Annotated in this window: 10 protein-coding genes; 9 read left to right on the top strand and 1 reads right to left on the bottom strand. The window is 30.0% G+C overall.

The window, feature by feature from the left end; all coding sequences use genetic code 11:
• Nucleotides 1-152 precede the first annotated feature (152 nt).
• The 4 genes from MHI22_RS04490 to MHI22_RS04475 all read left to right on the top strand — a co-directional run bounded on the left by MHI22_RS04490 (nucleotide 153) and on the right by MHI22_RS04475 (nucleotide 2468).
• Nucleotides 153-305, top strand: a complete 153-nt coding sequence (locus MHI22_RS04490; protein WP_340811147.1) for a hypothetical protein — start codon at nucleotides 153-155, stop codon at nucleotides 303-305.
• Between the two features lie 227 nt (nucleotides 306-532).
• Nucleotides 533-916 (top strand): hypothetical protein, encoded by a 384-nt coding sequence (locus MHI22_RS04485; RefSeq protein ID WP_340811146.1) that lies wholly within the window; start codon nucleotides 533-535, stop codon nucleotides 914-916.
• A complete protein-coding gene (locus tag MHI22_RS04480) occupies nucleotides 885-1370 on the top strand; it encodes a hypothetical protein (protein ID WP_340811145.1) in 486 nt (161 codons plus the stop codon). The genes MHI22_RS04485 and MHI22_RS04480 overlap by 32 nt, the downstream gene beginning before the upstream one ends.
• Nucleotides 1371-1658: 288 nt before the next feature.
• Nucleotides 1659-2468 carry a hypothetical protein gene (locus MHI22_RS04475; RefSeq protein ID WP_340811144.1) on the top strand — a complete coding sequence of 270 codons (810 nt, stop codon included), beginning with the start codon at nucleotides 1659-1661 and terminating at the stop codon, nucleotides 2466-2468.
• A 408-nt stretch (nucleotides 2469-2876) separates the two neighbouring features.
• Here the strand turns inward: MHI22_RS04475 and MHI22_RS04470 are convergent, their stop codons facing one another.
• The gene (locus tag MHI22_RS04470; protein ID WP_340811143.1) at nucleotides 2877-4517 is read right to left on the bottom strand and encodes a hypothetical protein; all 1641 of its coding nucleotides are present in this window, start codon (nucleotides 4515-4517) and stop codon (nucleotides 2877-2879) included.
• A 276-nt stretch (nucleotides 4518-4793) separates the two neighbouring features.
• Here MHI22_RS04470 and MHI22_RS04465 point away from each other — a divergent pair, with 276 nt between their 5' ends.
• From MHI22_RS04465 to MHI22_RS04445, 5 genes are all read left to right on the top strand, one after another.
• Nucleotides 4794-5906: a DUF5677 domain-containing protein gene (locus tag MHI22_RS04465; RefSeq protein ID WP_340811142.1), complete on the top strand. Its 1113-nt coding sequence runs from the start codon at nucleotides 4794-4796 to the stop codon at nucleotides 5904-5906.
• A gap of 291 nt (nucleotides 5907-6197) precedes the next feature.
• Nucleotides 6198-8084 (top strand): hypothetical protein, encoded by a 1887-nt coding sequence (locus MHI22_RS04460; RefSeq protein ID WP_340811141.1) that lies wholly within the window; start codon nucleotides 6198-6200, stop codon nucleotides 8082-8084.
• Nucleotides 8085-8309: 225 nt separating this feature from the next.
• Complete coding sequence (locus tag MHI22_RS04455) at nucleotides 8310-12554, top strand: ATP-binding protein (RefSeq protein WP_340811140.1); 4245 nt, start codon at nucleotides 8310-8312, stop codon at nucleotides 12552-12554.
• A 669-nt stretch (nucleotides 12555-13223) separates the two neighbouring features.
• The gene (locus MHI22_RS04450; protein ID WP_340811139.1) at nucleotides 13224-15578 is read left to right on the top strand and encodes a hypothetical protein; all 2355 of its coding nucleotides are present in this window, start codon (nucleotides 13224-13226) and stop codon (nucleotides 15576-15578) included.
• Nucleotides 15579-17479: 1901 nt separating this feature from the next.
• On the top strand, nucleotides 17480-18529 hold the full coding sequence (locus MHI22_RS04445) for a hypothetical protein (protein WP_340811138.1): 1050 nt from the start codon (nucleotides 17480-17482) through the stop codon (nucleotides 18527-18529).
• The last annotated feature ends 26 nt before the right edge of the window (nucleotides 18530-18555 follow it).

The raw sequence follows: 18555 nt of genomic DNA, 5'->3' as shown, positions 1-18555 counted from the left end.
TGAACAAACTAAGCTGCTTGATACCTTATCTTAACAAAAGAAAAAAAGTTGATATGGAGTATTTCTCCTTATCAATTTTTTTATTATCATAAAATGATTTTGTGGATAGTTTAGTAAAATTATTTGGTGGCAACATTAAATAAATACTTAAATTGGAAAACTCAATCAATAAGAATAAGCTGAAAGATGCTGACTGCAAACTACGTATTTTTGGGGTTGAAAGAGGGGATAGGAAGATTACCATTCAAACCTTAGAAAAGTTTATTGAAGGCTTGAAAGAAGCAGCAGTTTGGTGGGGATTTTGAAAGTTCAATTTCAAATTTTAAGTAATCTCCAATTTTGTTCCATTTGATATACGTACGATGTCTATGATTTCATTTTTTATGTATTTTTTATATTATATATAATATAGCTTCTCTTGTTAACAAAGGTAATGGTAAAATTGGGTTGGTTTTCATACTTTTGTGTGTATCTTTAATAATAAATATAATGTTAGCTCTATTCAAAGCGTTATCATTTGGCTGGGGAGAGCATGCCTAAATTAGAGCAATTACTACTTGGAAACGAACTGAGCGCGGAACCAACGTTTGAATCAATTCGAAAACAAGAATGGAATACACTCATTCAGCCGTACTTTAACGACACAGCCATTCGTTATAAATCTGAAAGCGTCGATATCTACCCAGCATTACAACCGTATTTTTCTGCCATTAATCGCGTAGACTCGGTACCAGAAGTACAAGTCTTAAAAGGGTTTAGCCGCATTGATTACATCGATCGTTTCGAAGAAAGCGATGTACATATAAATCGCGTAACTCAGTATCCGAAAAATAACTGGCTACCAGCTGTTCGAAATTACGGCGAAGGGATTTTCTTTGTGTTCGATGCACAAAAGCTTCATAAGTGGGAACAATGAAACACTTACGAAAGAAATCATTGAAAAATATAACAATCACCGGGATGAGTTTGATAAAGACCCATTGCCGTTGTTAGGACGCCACTTATTACTGCATACATTTAGCCATGTGTTATTAAAGGAACTTGCAGCACATTCAGGTTACGCAACGACTTCGCTAAAGGAACGCTTATATGTGGACCAATCAATGCACGGTGTGTTCATTTATAATGCATATGGGGATTCAGAAGGTAGTTTAGGTGGTTTAACAGCACTTGCGCAGCCTGATTATTATACCCGATTGTGCTACGTGCCATTGAGCGCATGCAGCACTGTTCTTCCAATCCAAATTGCTCAGATGGAAAGTTCCAATTCAATTTATACGCCAATGCCGCTGCATGTCATAGTTCTGCGCACGTATCAGAAACGTCATGTGAATGGGGTAATCAGCTACTTGATTGTCGTTTATTGTTAAACATTACGCCTGATGTTCAGGTTGGATTTTTTGAGGAATTATTAACTTAAAATACCTTTAAGTATTATTGTTTTAAGCAGAAGTACCGTATAGAAAATTACTAGATAGTACTTCTGCTTTTATCTAAATATTTGAAAGAAGAGAGCAATTATACTTTGCATGTTTTTTATAGTAAGCTCTCAACCAAATAACGCATATAAACACCCAGGCAACACTAGCACGATAGAAGTATCAATTTAAGAGGGTGCTTTTTTATGCTAACGAATCATAATATGGTAGGTGATATTTATGTCTTATGATGAGGAAATGGAGATGTATGAAAAAATGCAGCAGGACAAAAATGCTCAATTTTCCAATGAGAGTTTAAAAATAGAAGATTATTATATAAATCTTTTATCAAATGAATATCATGGTGAATTTGTGCAGGTGTTAGAGTCTATTCAATCTGATCTGAAACTATTCCATACAAACCTAGTTTATATGGAAAAAATAGTACATTTTATTAATGAAGAATTTAAGAGTAACGGAGTTTTTCCATGGGACTTGACGTTTCTTAATCTTTTTATTACTAATACCGTTGATTCTATGATTTTAACGACATATAAATTGGTATTAGACAATGCAAATCTTGCTTCTAAAAAGAATGGTGGATTATCTTATTTGAAGGCCCTAGTTAATTCTAAACATTTAAACACTGAAGAGACCAAAAATATTATACGCAATAAACTAAGAGAAGTTAAATCACTATTCAAAGAATTCGAAAGGATTAGCGATCAAAATAGCATAGGTCTTTTAAGAAACAGTAAAATCGCACATTATGATATAGGTAAGCAAGAGGAAATTGAAAGAGTAAAAGTTGATTTAAATACGTTTCTAGATATTTATAATCTAAGTGTTAAAATTTTTGAAATTTTATCATTAAAGTATTTTGAACGTGAATCTATATTTAATAATACTATGATAAATATCCATTTGTTCAAAAAAATTATTTGCCAAAATGCGCAAATAAATAATCCTAATCCGTTTGCTCAATTAGATATTGAAGGTTACTTTGCTTACTTACGTCAAAATTTTGTTGATGCATTATCAACAAAATAATCAAAAGTACCTTTTAGTATTTTAAATAATTTGTAAATGTACATTCTACATAGTAATGTATGTAGATTAAAATAAATTCGATTAATTACTGTATAATTACCGTTGAATATCGTTTATGAGTTTTTTATTTGGTCATGGTGAAATATATAAATAAGGGAACCCCAAAACTAGCATGTTTTTAAATGTGCTAGTTTTGGGGTTCTTTTTTAGTAAGGCATACATATGGTAGTTTTAACACTAAATACAAACGAAAAAGTTATTTTATTTACGCTTGTACAGACTAGCTTAAATCAGTAAAACTAAGTCAAAAAGTAATATTCAATTAGCAATCAGTTCTATAGACATTTCTAAAAGCGCGGTACATTTCACTTGTTTGTGTGTAATTTCATAAGTATCCGCTTTTATTTGTCATGCTTTTTGTTCTTCAAATAAGCTATAACCGTGTTTTGAAAACAGTTGAATTGCGATGGCAATTCTATAAATACTTATAGCATAGTTTCGAACTAACTCTTCGATATTGTTTGCCCAAAAGTTGTCTGTCTGATATAAGTCCTTAGCAAACAGAACTATTTCACGTATTTTCTCCAAGCGTTCACCACTAGTAGTATAATTCCATGATCCACTATTAATACCATAATTCTCCAGTTTAAAAACATAGTCACGGTTATCTGATGTTGAAACTAATAGAGGCACATAAAGACGTGAGTAGATAGATTGTAGATTTCGTGGGAATTCATCCCAATGGTGTCCATTTTGTATCGGATCAAAATTAAAATTATGTGAAACAAGATCTCGAATAATTAATACAAGTATCCCAGCTTCAAAATTATGATTATTTTCATACATTTTCTCTAGCTCTTGTTTGAGAGCATTCGCTATATCTTTAGCATCATTCTTTAAATATTCAGGAATTTTATATGGAAGTGAAGTATAGTCGTATGTTCTAGTCCGGCCTTTTGTAATATATTTCTCTTTTTTCACAAAATCTATATCTTCATTTCTATCTTTAATAAGAATACGTTCTATCTTTTCGAGTGTAAGGGGTTCATTATTTTTGGATATACCCAATTCACTTTTTAGACCGCCAAATAAAATTTCTTTAATTGATGCAATAATATTTTCACGTTCTTCAACACTCAGGGATTCTAATTCTTTTAATTTCGTATCTAAATTATTAGGATTAGATAGCTTTATTTTTAAGTCTCTTGTAAACCTTTCTAATTTGAAATCACCTTTAGATGCTTCAACTGCAGAAGCTACACCTTTTACAAGCTTACCATTTTCGCGAATAGCATCTCTAAATTTTGGGTATACAATATAATTAGAACTTAATCGATAAGCATCAAGTTGCTCCATTGCTTCATTAGGTATTAATTTATTAATTACTTTTTTCTGAATATCGTTCATAATATTATCTACTTCATCGCGTTTATAATCCAAAAATTCTACATCATTTATATATTCTGCATCTGCAGTTGCAAAAAGGTAAGTAACTTTACTAGAAATCAGATAATCTTCTAACGTTTTTAAACAATTCATTAATTCCAAACGATTCTTACTCGAAACTATAAGAAGATAATTATCTACGATAGGAATGTATGGATTATTATCTAGTCCAACTCCTTCTGTATCAAATATTACTAGTTCAGAAACGTCCTCATGGATGACTTTTTTCGCCCATTCAGACATTTCAGTAGTAAGGCTCCATTTTAGCCCCTCGACATCTACTAAATATTTTACCTTGTCTTGTAAACTCATAGGACTCTTGATTACTTCCTCTGCTTCTTGAATTCGTCTATAGAGTTCAGGATCTAATACTTCTAAATTTTCATAATCATTTATTATGGAAAGGTGTACTTTAGTTTTTTCTTTATCCAACTCACGATGTACCACTAAGCGCATAAGACTTTTTGTCTTGTCAAGACCATCACCCGAGATACTTTTTCTAATTTCACGTTCATTTGCCGAAAACATTGCTATTAATGAGCTTTTACCTGTTCGTGCTGGTCCAATTACTGCTACTGATTGGGTCTTGTTAAATTGCCTCATTTTTTAATCCCTCCATATTGATATGTGTGCTTTACAGGATTCGAGCCTGTTCAGACTTATTCATTAGTACATGTAGCTTATAAAATATTACTAAAACTTAGATGTTATATTTTCATGATAGCTTACATTTTGAATCTACTATTACAGTTCGCTATAATGGAAAAGATATCCTTCTTTTTAAGGGCTAATACTTATAAAATAAGGAATAAATCTAGGCGATATTTCAAACATACGAGAACTCATTGATATATCAACATTTATTGAGGGGGTAATAGAATGAATCTATCTTTTGAGCGTTTATTCAATAAGGCATTAGGAAAAATAATTGAGGATTATAAAGAAAAGGGCGAATCTCTTTCTGAAGAAATCTTGACACAAGCCATTCATAATTCACTTGATGATGACTTATTTAATAATATTGCAGAGAATTTTTATCAAATCTTGAAAGACAATATGTATGAACCCTTGGAATTAGAAAGGTTAATACATACTGAATTTAGATCACGTATTAAACAGCGTTGGATAAGGCCATTAGCATTATTTAATAGTTTAATTATTATCACGGAAGAGATTTGTACTAATGATATTAATAAAACAAATGAAATCAAGATATTAGATGAAAATACATCTGAACATTCTTTGAAATATTATACATTCATGAAATTACTTGCAAAACAAATACTTTTAGCAAAGGAAATACATTATCTTTTAGAAGGAGGTTTTGCTGACGCAGCACTTTCTCGTTGGAGAACAGCTCATGAAACCAAAATTATTCTGTTTATATTTTTAAAATACTACGATAACGATAAAATTATGAATGAACTTTTAACTCGGTTTAATGATGCATCAATAGTTGAAGAATATAAAGAATGCAGATGGCATAACAATTCAAATGATAATTACTTTAAAGATTTAAAAAAGAATTATAAAAATCTTTTAAAAAAATATGGAGATAGTTTTAAATTTGACTACGAGTGGGCAAGACCAATATTTGATAGTCTTAGCAGACGCATTTACTTTAAAGATTTAGAAATTCATGTTAGGAATCATGAAGAAACACTATCTTTTTACCAGAAAGCAAATTATCAGATTCATTCAAGTCCATTAGGTACGTTTGATAGTTTAGGTACAATAGATATAGAAGGTCTAGAATCACCACCGTATATTTTTGGGCCTAGTAATTTAGGGTTAAGAATCCCTGGGCAACTGGAAATATTTACATTGTACGAAACTATAGTAACATACCTTAATGCAACACCTTCAATTGACAATTTAATATATATAAAAACGCTTGGGAAATTTATGAATGAGGCGTTCGAAGAATTTGAAAGAGTAGAAGAAGAAATAATTAATGATGAGTTAAGTTTTAGTGAGGAAAATAACGTATAAAAGGTGATTAAATTGAATTTAGCTTTCCAAAAGACTTCAGGGGAGCAGATTTAAGTATTCCAGTCTTATTATCCTAAGAAGTGGAGTGCTTTCTTTGTTGTTTGTAAGCAAAAATTATCTGTAACTAGATTGGGGGATTGTTATTTACTAATAAAGTAAAATGTTGGTAAATGATGTTATAATATTGGCAGCATACATTAAGGACTTTTCTAAGTTGTATTTTATAAACTTCTAGTAAAGATTCACTTAAAAGAGATATTAAAATTATTGATTGAAAGGAGAGAAATACAGTTGCAATTTAATAAGAATACATTAATTTACAATAAAGATGTTATAAGTATTATGGAAGCTATAAATGATAACCAATTTAATTTTGTATATTTAGATGTACCATGGTTCACAGGAAAGGACGATTTCATCTATAGCTTAGAAACGGTAAAAGAAGATTCTAATTTAGAAATTAAAAGGTATCTTGCTCAACTAAAAAAGTGTAAAGAGAGAGACATTTCCATTGAAGAAATAAAAGAAGAGCGTTTAAATAGAAGAGCTTTGAGACAAAAAAATGAGCTAGATTTATATGGAGCTTTTATTGCAAAAATATTAGAAAACGCTTTAAGGATTCTAGACGATTGTGGAATTTTGGTGTTTAAAGCACCTATAAACTCAGTAATAGATTATAAGCTCATGTTGGATCAGGTTTTCTCAAATTCATATGTTATGCAAATAACTCTTGAAAAGCGGAAGAGGCCGATGCTTATTAAGACTCCAGCCATAAATCATGAATTGTTATATTTTTACTCAAAATCTAATGATTATACATTAAATAAAGTCTACGAAAAATTTGAGTCTTATAAAGAACAATATAACTTAAAAGATGAGAAAGATAGATATAGATTAGACCCATTAATGCGTGTATTTCCTATGGATTCTAGGGGCCGATTTGATTTTACTTGGAGAGGAATCAGGCCAAACGGCAATTTAAAATGGAGATATAATCAAGATAAATTAAATGAATTATTTAAAGATAATCGGATAGTAATTAAGGGAGAGAATGCATATTTAAAAAGTTACTTGAAGGAGAATCCAAGAGAAAAATCCTCAGTTTGGAAAGCTAATTGGAGTAGTTTTTTTAATATTAAGGAGAAGTGTTCCTTTACTTTGATGGCCGAAAACTTTATTGACTTAGTTACTATGGTCACAAATGAAAATGATTGGATCTTTGCACCATATGATCCTGATCAAAAATTGCCAGTAGTAGCTCATAATTTGAAAAGAAATTGGGTAACGATAAATCCATTTTCTAAAGAAGTAGAAAATTATAGAGAGTTTCTAAAAGACTATGATGAAGTTTCTGAAATAAAAGGTAACACGGCTGTAATTGAGTATAAAAAATTACTGAAGAATATAGAAGATATAAATGATATAAAATCAAGGCTCATAACTTTAAATACTTCAGTTGTTGATATAAAAAATCAACTAAATTTAGAAGGTATTAATGAAGAAGCAATCACTGAAAAAATACAAGAAAAAATAAATCAACTCATAGAAAAGTCTGATATTGAATATTATATTCCTCTTGTTCAAGATTGGATAAAACCCTATTGGGATAAGCTAGAAGATGAATCTAAAAGATTTCTTCCCACTGCAGAGCTTCTGTTTCAAGAATATAAAGAGACAAGTGACTTTGATTTATCTACTGCTATTATGCCATATTGTAAAACGTTGGAAAAAGAATTGTTTACAAAGATGTTTAGTGGGTATATTAAATATTTAATATTATGTGGAACAAATGTCCAAACCAAATTCAAAAAAGACTTTAATGAGATACAAACAAAGAGATTTGCAGTGGCACTTAAACGTTTTACAACAGAATTGAAAAATGATGAGACTGAATGGCGCTTTGAGCTAGGAACAATGGAATATGTTTTGAAAAGGGTATTTAAGGATGCAAGCTCCTTGCTAAGAGAAGGAAGAATATATCGTGACTTTAAAAATTACCTGGAGAAACATTTTGAGGACAGCATTTTTAATAATGACTTTTTACTAAAATTAGATATTGTCGTGAAGCTTAGAAATGATTCAGCACATCCAAACATCGTTACACCAGAACGCATAAAAGAAGGAAAAGAAATTACAAAACAAAAGATTATTGAATTACTAAAATATTATAATGGGTAATCGTACTTAAACAACATCAATAAACAATTAAGATTATTCGCAATTCCAAGTGGAATAAACGTTACATAGAAAAATGAGCGTTAACAAATTGCTAATTGAAAAACGGTTAATTCATGTTTTTTAAGTTATTTTGTATTCTTTAAAGCTGCAATTCAAAAAAACTGTATTTTGATACTTTTAATAAGTTTATTCAATGATAAGCTTATTACTAAAAGGGGATTAAAAATGGTTAATATTTCATTTATGATAAAACCTTTATTTAGGAATTTAGTGAGTTTAGCAAGTGTAACATTATTAGACAAACTGAAGATAAAATGGAGATTTAAGAAGATAAAAACGTTTCAAAAGGATTATGAAGGTACATTTGTGGATTCAAATACATTTCAAAATTTTTTAAATGATGAAAAGAATGGGCTTTTAATATTTAACTATGTATTTGGAGCTACGTATAACTCTGTTTCTAAAGCTGCATTTGTAGAGCAATTATCTAAGCTAGCAATAGATGAAATAAATCATTATAGAAACTCTATGAAGTTAAAAGAAATAGAAAATCATCCTGTTGTAGAGCAATATCTTTATGATTTAATTACATATCTTGAAGAGTACCGAGATAAAAGTTTTAAATCAAATGAAATGAGTATTTTATCTAATATTCAAAATAGTATTGCAGAAGGTAATAAGAGTTTACAGGAATATTTCGAAAGAAATTTATTAGAAATTCAAGAAAGAGCCTATTTAGAAAAATACACGGATGAACATCTAGAGAAAATATTAGATCAAAACATATTGGATTTAGGAAAACGGTATAATTCCGAGGCAAATGTAGAAACGGATTTTAATGCAATATTTAATTCTTTAGTAAGTAATAATCAAGTTTTTCAGCATTTCAGTAGGTTTTTAGATAAATTGCAAATGAGTATTATGGAATTCAGTAAAGCTTTCAATAAGCATAAAGAAGTTTTAGGATACGATGATACAAAGTTTATTGAAAAGGTTATAAATTATTTAAAAGAGATTGACTGTGAAGATAAAGAATTCTATTTGCATAGTAGGTTGAAATGTCTTTCTGAAGAGATTAATGGCTTTATGGCAGAATTAAATGGTGTAAGATACAAGCTATATGAAGAAGAAAAAAAGAATGTTAGGGAAGAGTTAATTAATTCAATCCAAACAATAAATAGATTTGAAAGCGAATTAAATGATTATATAGACTTGGTAAAACCAATTTTAATTAACGAGCCATATTTGTTAATTTATGGAGATGCGGGAATAGGTAAATCACATTTATTAGCCGATAACGCTAAAAGATTGCAAGAAGCAGGTCACAGTGTTTTTTTATTTTTAGGCCAACATTTAAATACGCACGATCATCCCTTCAAACAATTATTTGATTTGATTGAATATAAAGGTTCTAAAGAGTCTTTTCTTAAAGAATTTAATGATAGAGCAAATAAGAAAAATAAAAGAACTGTAATAATAATAGATGCTTTAAATGAGGGTGAAGGTAAACATTTTTGGAAAAATTATTTGTTGAACTTTTTAAATTCCATTAATGAATTTGACAATATTGCTGTAGCCTTATCTGTTAGAAGTAATTATATTCGAAGCGTATTACCTGAAAATATTGAGGAAGACTTTCCGTTACATAAATTAGAACACAAGGGGTTTAAAGATTTAAGTTTAGAAGCATTAGAGCCTTTTTTTAATTACTATAGAATAAATCCATTAATATTCCCATCTTTAGAGAATGAGTGCTATAACCCTTTATTCTTACAAATTTATTGTGAAGCAATCCAAGAAGAATATGTTGGATATAGAGGTTGGAGTATAGTCGAGGTATTAGAAAGATATGTGGAAAAGATTAATAGCAGATTGTCACTTGATAAAAGGTTTCCGTACACAAACTCTTTAAATCTGGTTGATAAAATATTGAAGGAAATTGCTGCGAGATTTATTGAAAGTGAAAGTCATTATATAGAATTGAGTGAACTTTCCGAAGTGTTGCAAAGAACAGCGAGTCCTTATACATCTGGTTATAGAGAGATAATTTTAGGGTTAGAAGAAGAAAATATTTTATCAATAAATTCAGGGTATCGTGGTGAAAGTTTAGTATATTTTACTTATGAAAGATTTGCAGATATATATATATCCTTAGTTTTATTAGAAAAGTATCAGCAAGAAGGTAAAGAACTATTTGACGAGATATTGTCATCTGATAATCCTTATTTTTATGGAGTTAATGAGAGTCTATCAATAATTGTTCCTGAAAAGTTAAACATGGAATTATTTGATTTAGTTGATAGTGAATTTATAACTTTTAATGCAGTAGAATCCTTTGCTCGAGGGATATCATGGAGAAATGTTCAAAAAATAAATAAAAGAACTCTTTATTGGATTGATTTATGTCTAAGACAAGAAAACGAAGATTTACAAAGTTTAGTTTATGAAAGCTTATTAAAACAGTCTTATATTTTAGAATCACCATTAAATGCCGAGTTCTTAAATAATTACATCTATCCTTTAGCAATGTGTACAAGGGACGGAGGTTGGACTATATCTATAAATAGTAATCCAGAAGTGCCTACGCGATTGGTAGAAATTATTCTAAAACAAAATTTAAGTTTTCAACACTTCAAGTATGAGAATTTTGAATTGCTGTCTTTGACCATTATTTGGTTGTTTACAAGTACAGACCGTAAGCTAAGAGATACTTCTACAAAAGCTTTAGTAAAACTATATATTAATGAACCATCGATTATTTTAAAGAATATTAATAGGTTTATTGATGTTAATGACCCATATATATTGGAAAGACTATTTGCAAGTGCATATGGAGCAATTCTAAGGTCTAATGAAGTACCACAATTAGAAAAAATAATTGATATTATTTATGCTAAAATATTCGATCAAGATGAAGTCTATCCGAATGTTTTAATTAGAGATTATGCGAGAAGTATTATTTTATTTGCTGCTAATAAAGGAATTATTGAGCTTGAAGAATATAAAAAGATTAATCCACCATATTCTAGTAACTGGTATAAAAAAATATATTCTTTACAAGAAGTCGATGAAAAGTTAATAGAAATGCAGCAAGTCACAGGGGAAGAGTTTAGTGGATTTCATGCGATAATAAGATCTATGACAACTGAATACGGAAGAGGAACAGGGGGGTATGGAGATTTTGGAAGGTATGTTTTTGGGAGTGCATTATCTGATTGGAAAAATCAATTTGACGACCAAGATTTAAGTAATATTGCTACAATGAGGACTCTTGACTATGGGTATGATGAAAAAAAACATGGATATTATGATAGGAATTTAAGAAATTATAATAGACATGAAAATATAGTGGAGCGTATTGGTAAAAAATATCAATGGATTGCGCTATATGAGCTAATAGCCAAATTAACAGATAACTATCCTATATTCAAAGAAATAAAGATGTATACTCCTGAATATCAAAAATATAAGGAGTTGCAAAATAAAAAAATGTATTCATTTATGGATAACATATTCAAAATTAAATCAGGAGAAGACATAGAAGCGGTTGTCGAAGAAAACGAAGAAACTTTAAAAGAAGAAGACCACTTCCTTGGAGTTGAAAAAGAATATTACAAGAGGTATAACGGTCCCTGGGATCCCTTCCTAAGAAACATTGATCCTAGTTTATTGGAGTACCCCACAAAAGATATCAGTAAAAAAGATTTAATTAAATCTTTTTTACCATATGAACCAAATAAAAAATGGGCGCAAAGTGAAGATGAGTTTAATAATCTAGATGATTTTATATTTATTGAGTACGAGGGAAATAAATATATCTCTTTAGCACAAATGCTTCTCCAAAAAAGAGAAAATGGAAAGAAATTTGTAGACAAAGATGAATTTTTCATAAAGTCAAAAGCAGTTTTTGTACCTATTAATGATAAAGAAAAATATATTGCTTTGAAATTACAAAATAAAGGAGATATAAGTGTTTCTTGGGCAAATACGTATAGTATATTTGCATTTGAATACTATTGGCATCCATCCTTCTCAGATATGTTTTATAAAAATGAATTTGAAGATGTAGATTGTGAAGATGCAATATGGGAATATCTGTGGGAAACAGATATCAATCCTGATTCTGGAGAAAGAAATTCTTGTAGCTATCTTTTGCCAAATGCTAATTTAGTGAATTTTTTTAATTTATTTCAAATATCTGAGGGAATTTGGAAAGACAGTGAGAAAAATTTAGTTGCCTTTGATGCTCAGTATATGGGATATGAAAGTAACTTGTTATTTAGAGCTGATTATATAGAAAAGTATTTAAGGGAAAATAAACTATCAGTGGTATGGGATTTCTATATGGAGAAGATGTCTGAGCGAAGTAGAAAAGAAGAGTGGTTTATATGTTGGACTGATAATGGAGCAGATATAAAACACACGATTTTAGATCAATATCAAAAATTCGAAATGAAAGATAGATTTTAAGCAGTTGAAGAGTGTGATAATTACTATTATTGCACTCTTCAATTATATTGTATTCTTAAACCAAATTAATTCATTTTATTTAATAGAGGGTTTCCGTTCCACATACGACCATGACGAGGGTTATCATCCATGGATTTGTCTCCAACATGACAACTTTTTCAATATCTAGGACGATCTAAATCCAATTAGTGCGACGTTGGACTAACTTAGGAGGAATTCCGTCACAATCACCCTAAGCTACAATTACTTTACTAATGTTACAGTTGGTACAAGTATCTATTATTCTAGTATCACACTGTTGTTGATTTCCAATTAAAGTCGCGAATCTCAGAGTAGTTAATTGTGAAGGATGTGGGTTACGATAAGGAAATAGATTTAAGATATGTACTATATGATAATTTTGACGTTTACACCAACAAATGAAGTAATTTTACCGTTACTAATCAATTGCGTTAAAAAAGGAATTGATTATTATAGTTATGCAAGGGATATTCTGTTGATAAAATGAAAAAAACTAAATATTGAAGGAAATGTTATAATTTTCAGACACTACATCCTTTTTACTATTCTTCTAATTTTTCGAGGTTTTAGTATTGTCCCTTCTTTGCAAAAAAAGAAAGATGGAATTATTAAGTAGAAGATAAATATATGGAAGAGAGAGGCTAAACTATGAATGATTTTTATGATGTAGACTTGCACGATTCTAGGGGGGTATTTCATTATTTTATCGTTTACCCTCACCAAACTAGAATACCAACTTTTTTTAATGAATTTTCAAGAGAACTAATTCCTATTGGATTAGCCCTTTCTATTATCGAATGCTTACCTACTCATATATTAGAATGCCAGCTCAGCTGGCCATTAAGTTCAGACTGGATGTTAGATTATCAAATAGATATAATTAGTGAAAATGAATTGAAAGCAAATAAAGATTTATTTAAACGCTATACTTATGGTTGTATTTTCTTTTTACCCGGTAACGACAATAGTACTATTCTTGATTGCATAGGTAATATAGAACTTCCTATAGTAACGGAATCAACACCTCAAACGTATCATTTTTCGGACGAAAGATTAGTGAAATCACTGTATGAATTTTGGGAAACAAAATTTACAGGATTTACGTGGGACTTAGACAAAACTAATTTTCCGACATTATCTGAGATGACAACAATATCAAGATTGCCTTTAGTAGCTGTCAAAAGAAAACTTCGTGGTTTATATTCTAATTCACGAGAGGGATTGAATATAGCAGTTCCCAAAAACAATATTCAACGTTATGAAAATGAGGAAGGGGAAAAAATAGCTTCAGAAATAAAGTTATTAATTGCAGAAAAACTTTTGACTTCAATATTGAGTTGTTATTTGAATGAAGATAATGAAACGTATATCTCTTTTCAGGAAATTTTTAAGTTTACTGATGAAGACATTCAATTAATCTTGAAAAAAAATTGGAATGTATATAATAATGTGGCGATATCAATTAAAGAAAATGAAAAAATAAACATGTTATCTACTGATATTGTATTATTAGCACACTCTGCAAATTATCCGATGGTAAAATATAAAAATAATCTTTTAGAGAAAAAAAAGCAAATTCCGAATAAGATACTGAAGGCAATTTGTGATGCGGACGGGTATTACCCTATATTAAACGAAAAAGTCATTCAGGCTTCTTCTGAGGAAAAGACTAAATTTCAGTTTGACCTTGTAGATGGGATGATAGATGATAGGAAAAAGGAAATTTATCTAATTAATAGCATGTATTTATTATATGCTTTGGGACGAAGAATACCTTACATACCTAGTAAACATATACCAGCATCAGAATTTTATGATGAAGCTTCAGTTATTTCACAAATAAGTGTGGATATGGAAGATAGGAATATGGTGCCAAGGTTTAATGAAGGAATGAGAAAACTAAAACAGATAATTAACAATGCTTATTCTAATGAAGTTATAGATATCATTAATATACATAGTGAACATATCAAGTTAATATCAGACTTACCTTTGGAGTGGATGGAAATTGGTGGAATACCCTTATTCCTGCAAAAGACTGTAAGTAGATTGCCTATTACTTCAGGTGATGATCTAATTCGCTATCATATGAGAGCATCATTAGAATATGAACTTGCTGTAGATACAGTTAAGATTTTAATAGTTAATACACTACGTCCAGATGATATGTTGTTTAAATACGGGAAAGCATTATTTCATGCAATTCAATCTTATTTTGCTCCACTTAAAGTTGAGATTAAGTATGAAGAAATTGAATCAAAAAATAGTTTTAAACAAATTATGGAAGATTTTAAACCAACGATTTTTATTTATTACGGACATGGCGATTATGATAATCACGCAATGAAAGGCACGCTTGATATTAGAAGGATGGAGAAAATAGAGGAAGAGGATATTATACAACTAAAATGGAAACCGCTTATAACAATTCTAGGTGCCTGTAAAACTCATGTAATGAATGGTGCGTACCAAAATATAGCAAATGTTTTCCTTAGGACTGGTAGCTTATCCGTTCTAGGTACTTTCTTCCCGGTTGATGGCAAACTTGCTTTTATCTATATAAATAATTTGATGAAGTTATTAGCTGAACGTTTAATGGGCATCGACTTTGACGGTCATTATGAGACATGGGCTGATATAATTCAAAAAACTCAAAGGATGATATATCACATTGAGCCAATTATTTCCTTCGAAAAACACCTAAGACAAGAAGGGATTTCTGAAGAGAAATTACTAAAAAATTTTTTCGCTTATTGTGATAAGCATAAATTATACGGTATGCAAAGTTATATACACAGAGATTGTATATATGAGGAAATATTGGGGGAATATCCATCATTCAAAAAGAAATTTTCCCGATTAAAAGATACTTCAATTATTCCGTTAAGTTTGTACTTTTCAACTTTAGGTAATCCGGAAAGAATTAAGTTTAGGCCTTCCGCGGAAGGAACAGAATGGGACATAGAACGTATAAAAAGCTATTTTGAGGACATGTTTAGTTAATTCTATATAAAACAAAAAGCGAATACTGTTCCATCGTTTTAGTGATCAAAATTTCACACTCAACACATGTTAGTGATTAAAAAAAGATTTACTTTGTTGGTGTAAGTAGAGCTGTGGATAGATTATTTATAGTGACCTCTAAGTTATCAAAAGCGAATGAACAATAATAGAAGCTAATTTCGATTTATACTCTTTCGAGACAGTTAGCAACAAAATACAGCCAAGCTACTAAATTTGCTATAATGATTGCTTCTTATGTATGTAAAGCAGCGTTGTTACCGAAAGATTTTGACTCACTAATAAGTCAAAAGTTAATGAACGTAATCTACTTAAAGCGCTAGTAAGCTCAAGATATAATAACTGAGGTTTTGATAAAAAGTTGAACTGTTTATTAAAATGATGAACCAAAATTCCCTATCTCTATAAAGATGACAAGGCAGCTCTATCAGGCTGGATTACTCCGATATCATATCAATAAGACGATGCAACGGACCAACTAACACATGCCCCGGAAATTACGCAAGTGCTAGATACATCGGCACTCGCTTCTCAACCCTCATTTTTTTTGAGTCTTTTGCTGGTATTGGAAAATTAAAAAACAATATACTACACTTAACACTTAAATAGAAAAGGCTACGTGCTGGAAAACCTGACTTGTTATTATAAGCAAAACGTTTGACCTAACCTAGTTTTAACAGAAATGAATATTTATTGAAAGACCTCCTATTAAAACTGCGCCAACAGTTTAAATTAGGAGGTCATTTTAGTTCATGGTAAAAATAAAAGCACATTTGCATTTTATTTATCACAATTTAAACTTAAACAACATTAAATGATACATTATAAGATCAATCTTATATTTACAATGGAACAATAAAAAGCAATTACATGTGATAAAGTATAAGTATCCCTAACTTTTATAAAAGGTGATGTTTTGAGCGGAAAAAGATAGGAATATAGAATACCTCGAGGACGAGCAATTAGTTGAGCTTGTTGATGATATAGATGAAAAATTATGTTAGTTATTTATCGATTATTCGATAATACTTTGAAAGATTTAGTAAATAAATGAACTACGAAGTAATATTTATTCAATTCATTGAGAATATTTATCAAATTTGAATAGTTGTTTAAAGACCTTAATTCATGTTTCAATACGGAAATTAAGGTTTGCATTTCTAATTGTCGAATTGTTCCCAAATAGCACAGATGTAATAGATTTTATAATAATTCGTGTTTTAAATAATAAAAAGATTAACTCTAACTCAAAAGCTTTACTAGTATTTATTAAAGGTATAACTTTGATATTACAATGTCTCAAATTGTTGAACATTTTTAAGAAGGCATTGGTAGTATTGAACAAGGAACTAAAGATTTAATAAAGTTAAATATACTTGTCGAAATACAATTAGAGTACTCTAATTACAGATATTTCACATTAAGTGCTAGTGTATAGATGAGGCAGAACATCTCTCAAAAGAGTTTACTAAAATTACATCAGAACCAATTGATATTTCTAATATCGAGGCACAATGCAATGTTGATTTTAAAAAGGAAATGGTTAACTCAAAATTGAATCAATATAAAAAAACTGGTAAAGAGGATTCCTTAATTCAGGAGACGAAGGTTAGTCTCTGTCTTTTAATTTTATTAATAGAGCAATTGGAACGTCTTGAGCAATGAGAGGGTGTATATGTTTATAAATATAAAACATGATCATTCAATAAACATTGTGAAAAGTTAATATTTGTTGAAGTAGGACCATCATTTTGATGGTTTTTTTTATGGTTTAAACTAGTAAAAAAATATGAAACTTCAAAAAATAATAAATTAAGATAGTATATTTTTCTATCTTCCTGTCAACATTGCTAATATCAAACATTTAAAGGGGGAGATAGAATATGTTTAACAAAAGATTTAATCAGAAAGACATTGAAATGTTTAATGAATTACATCAAGAACAAGGAATGAGTTTAAGAGAAATTGCATGGCAATACAACACTACCCATGGGGTTATCAGAAGGTGTTTAGTCAGTGCAGGTTTTACTTACAAGGCAAGAAAGTACCCATTAAACGAAGAGTTCTTTGAAAAGTTAGATACGTTAGAAAAGCTTTATTTTCTTGGTTGGATATATAGTGACGGTCACGTATTTTCATATGATGAAAAAAATTATGCTGGTTTAAAAATTAAGATTCAAAAAAGAGATGCCTATATTTTAGAGTATCTCAAGAATTTAATTGAATCGGAAGCTCAAATACAACCTGATTATACAAAGGGAAGGGAATATTCAAGAATCACATTTGGCAGTAAAATCATTTATTCGGATTTATTAAAATACGGCTTAGAGCATCAAAAGACATTTAAACTTAAATACCCGCTAGAACAGGTCTGGGATCATCGACCATTTATTTTAGGGATATTTGATGGAGATGGTTCAATTAGTATTAAAAAGTCCACTGGGATGCCGCAATTGACTTTTAACGGCACACAAGCAATGATGATGCAAATAAAGGACATTTTTGAACCTGAATTAGGCGTAAAACCTGTAACTGTACGAAAGAATAAAAATACCTATGTATTATCTTATGGTGATCCCGCTTCCGTTCACGCTATTGCAAAATGGTTATATTCATGGGACCCACCAGTGTATTTAAAGCGGAAACGTGAGTTGATAAATAAATGCCTAAGTCGTGATATATATGGTAAAAATGTTGTTTTATATAAATGCCCTGATTGCGGTAAAACTAGAACTTTTGATAAAAGGAATATGTATCAATTGAAAAAGTACTTTTTCAAAAGTAAATTTTGTTCTCTTAGTTGCTCGGGGAAATTCTATCGGGAGTATCAGTTAAATGGTTATAAACTAACACAGTCTATGGAAGCAGCCTTAAAAAACAATATTCTTGGAACTAAAAAGGTATATATCAAGAGTACTTGGGACGAAGTATAAGGAACAGGGAACATGTATTGAATATC

It is taken from the genome of Lysinibacillus sp. FSL L8-0312, from assembly GCF_038003285.1.
Classification (GTDB): domain Bacteria; phylum Bacillota; class Bacilli; order Bacillales_A; family Planococcaceae; genus Lysinibacillus; species Lysinibacillus fusiformis_D.
Note: the sequence above shows the minus strand (reverse complement) of the source record. Positions and strands in the feature narration are given on the sequence as shown.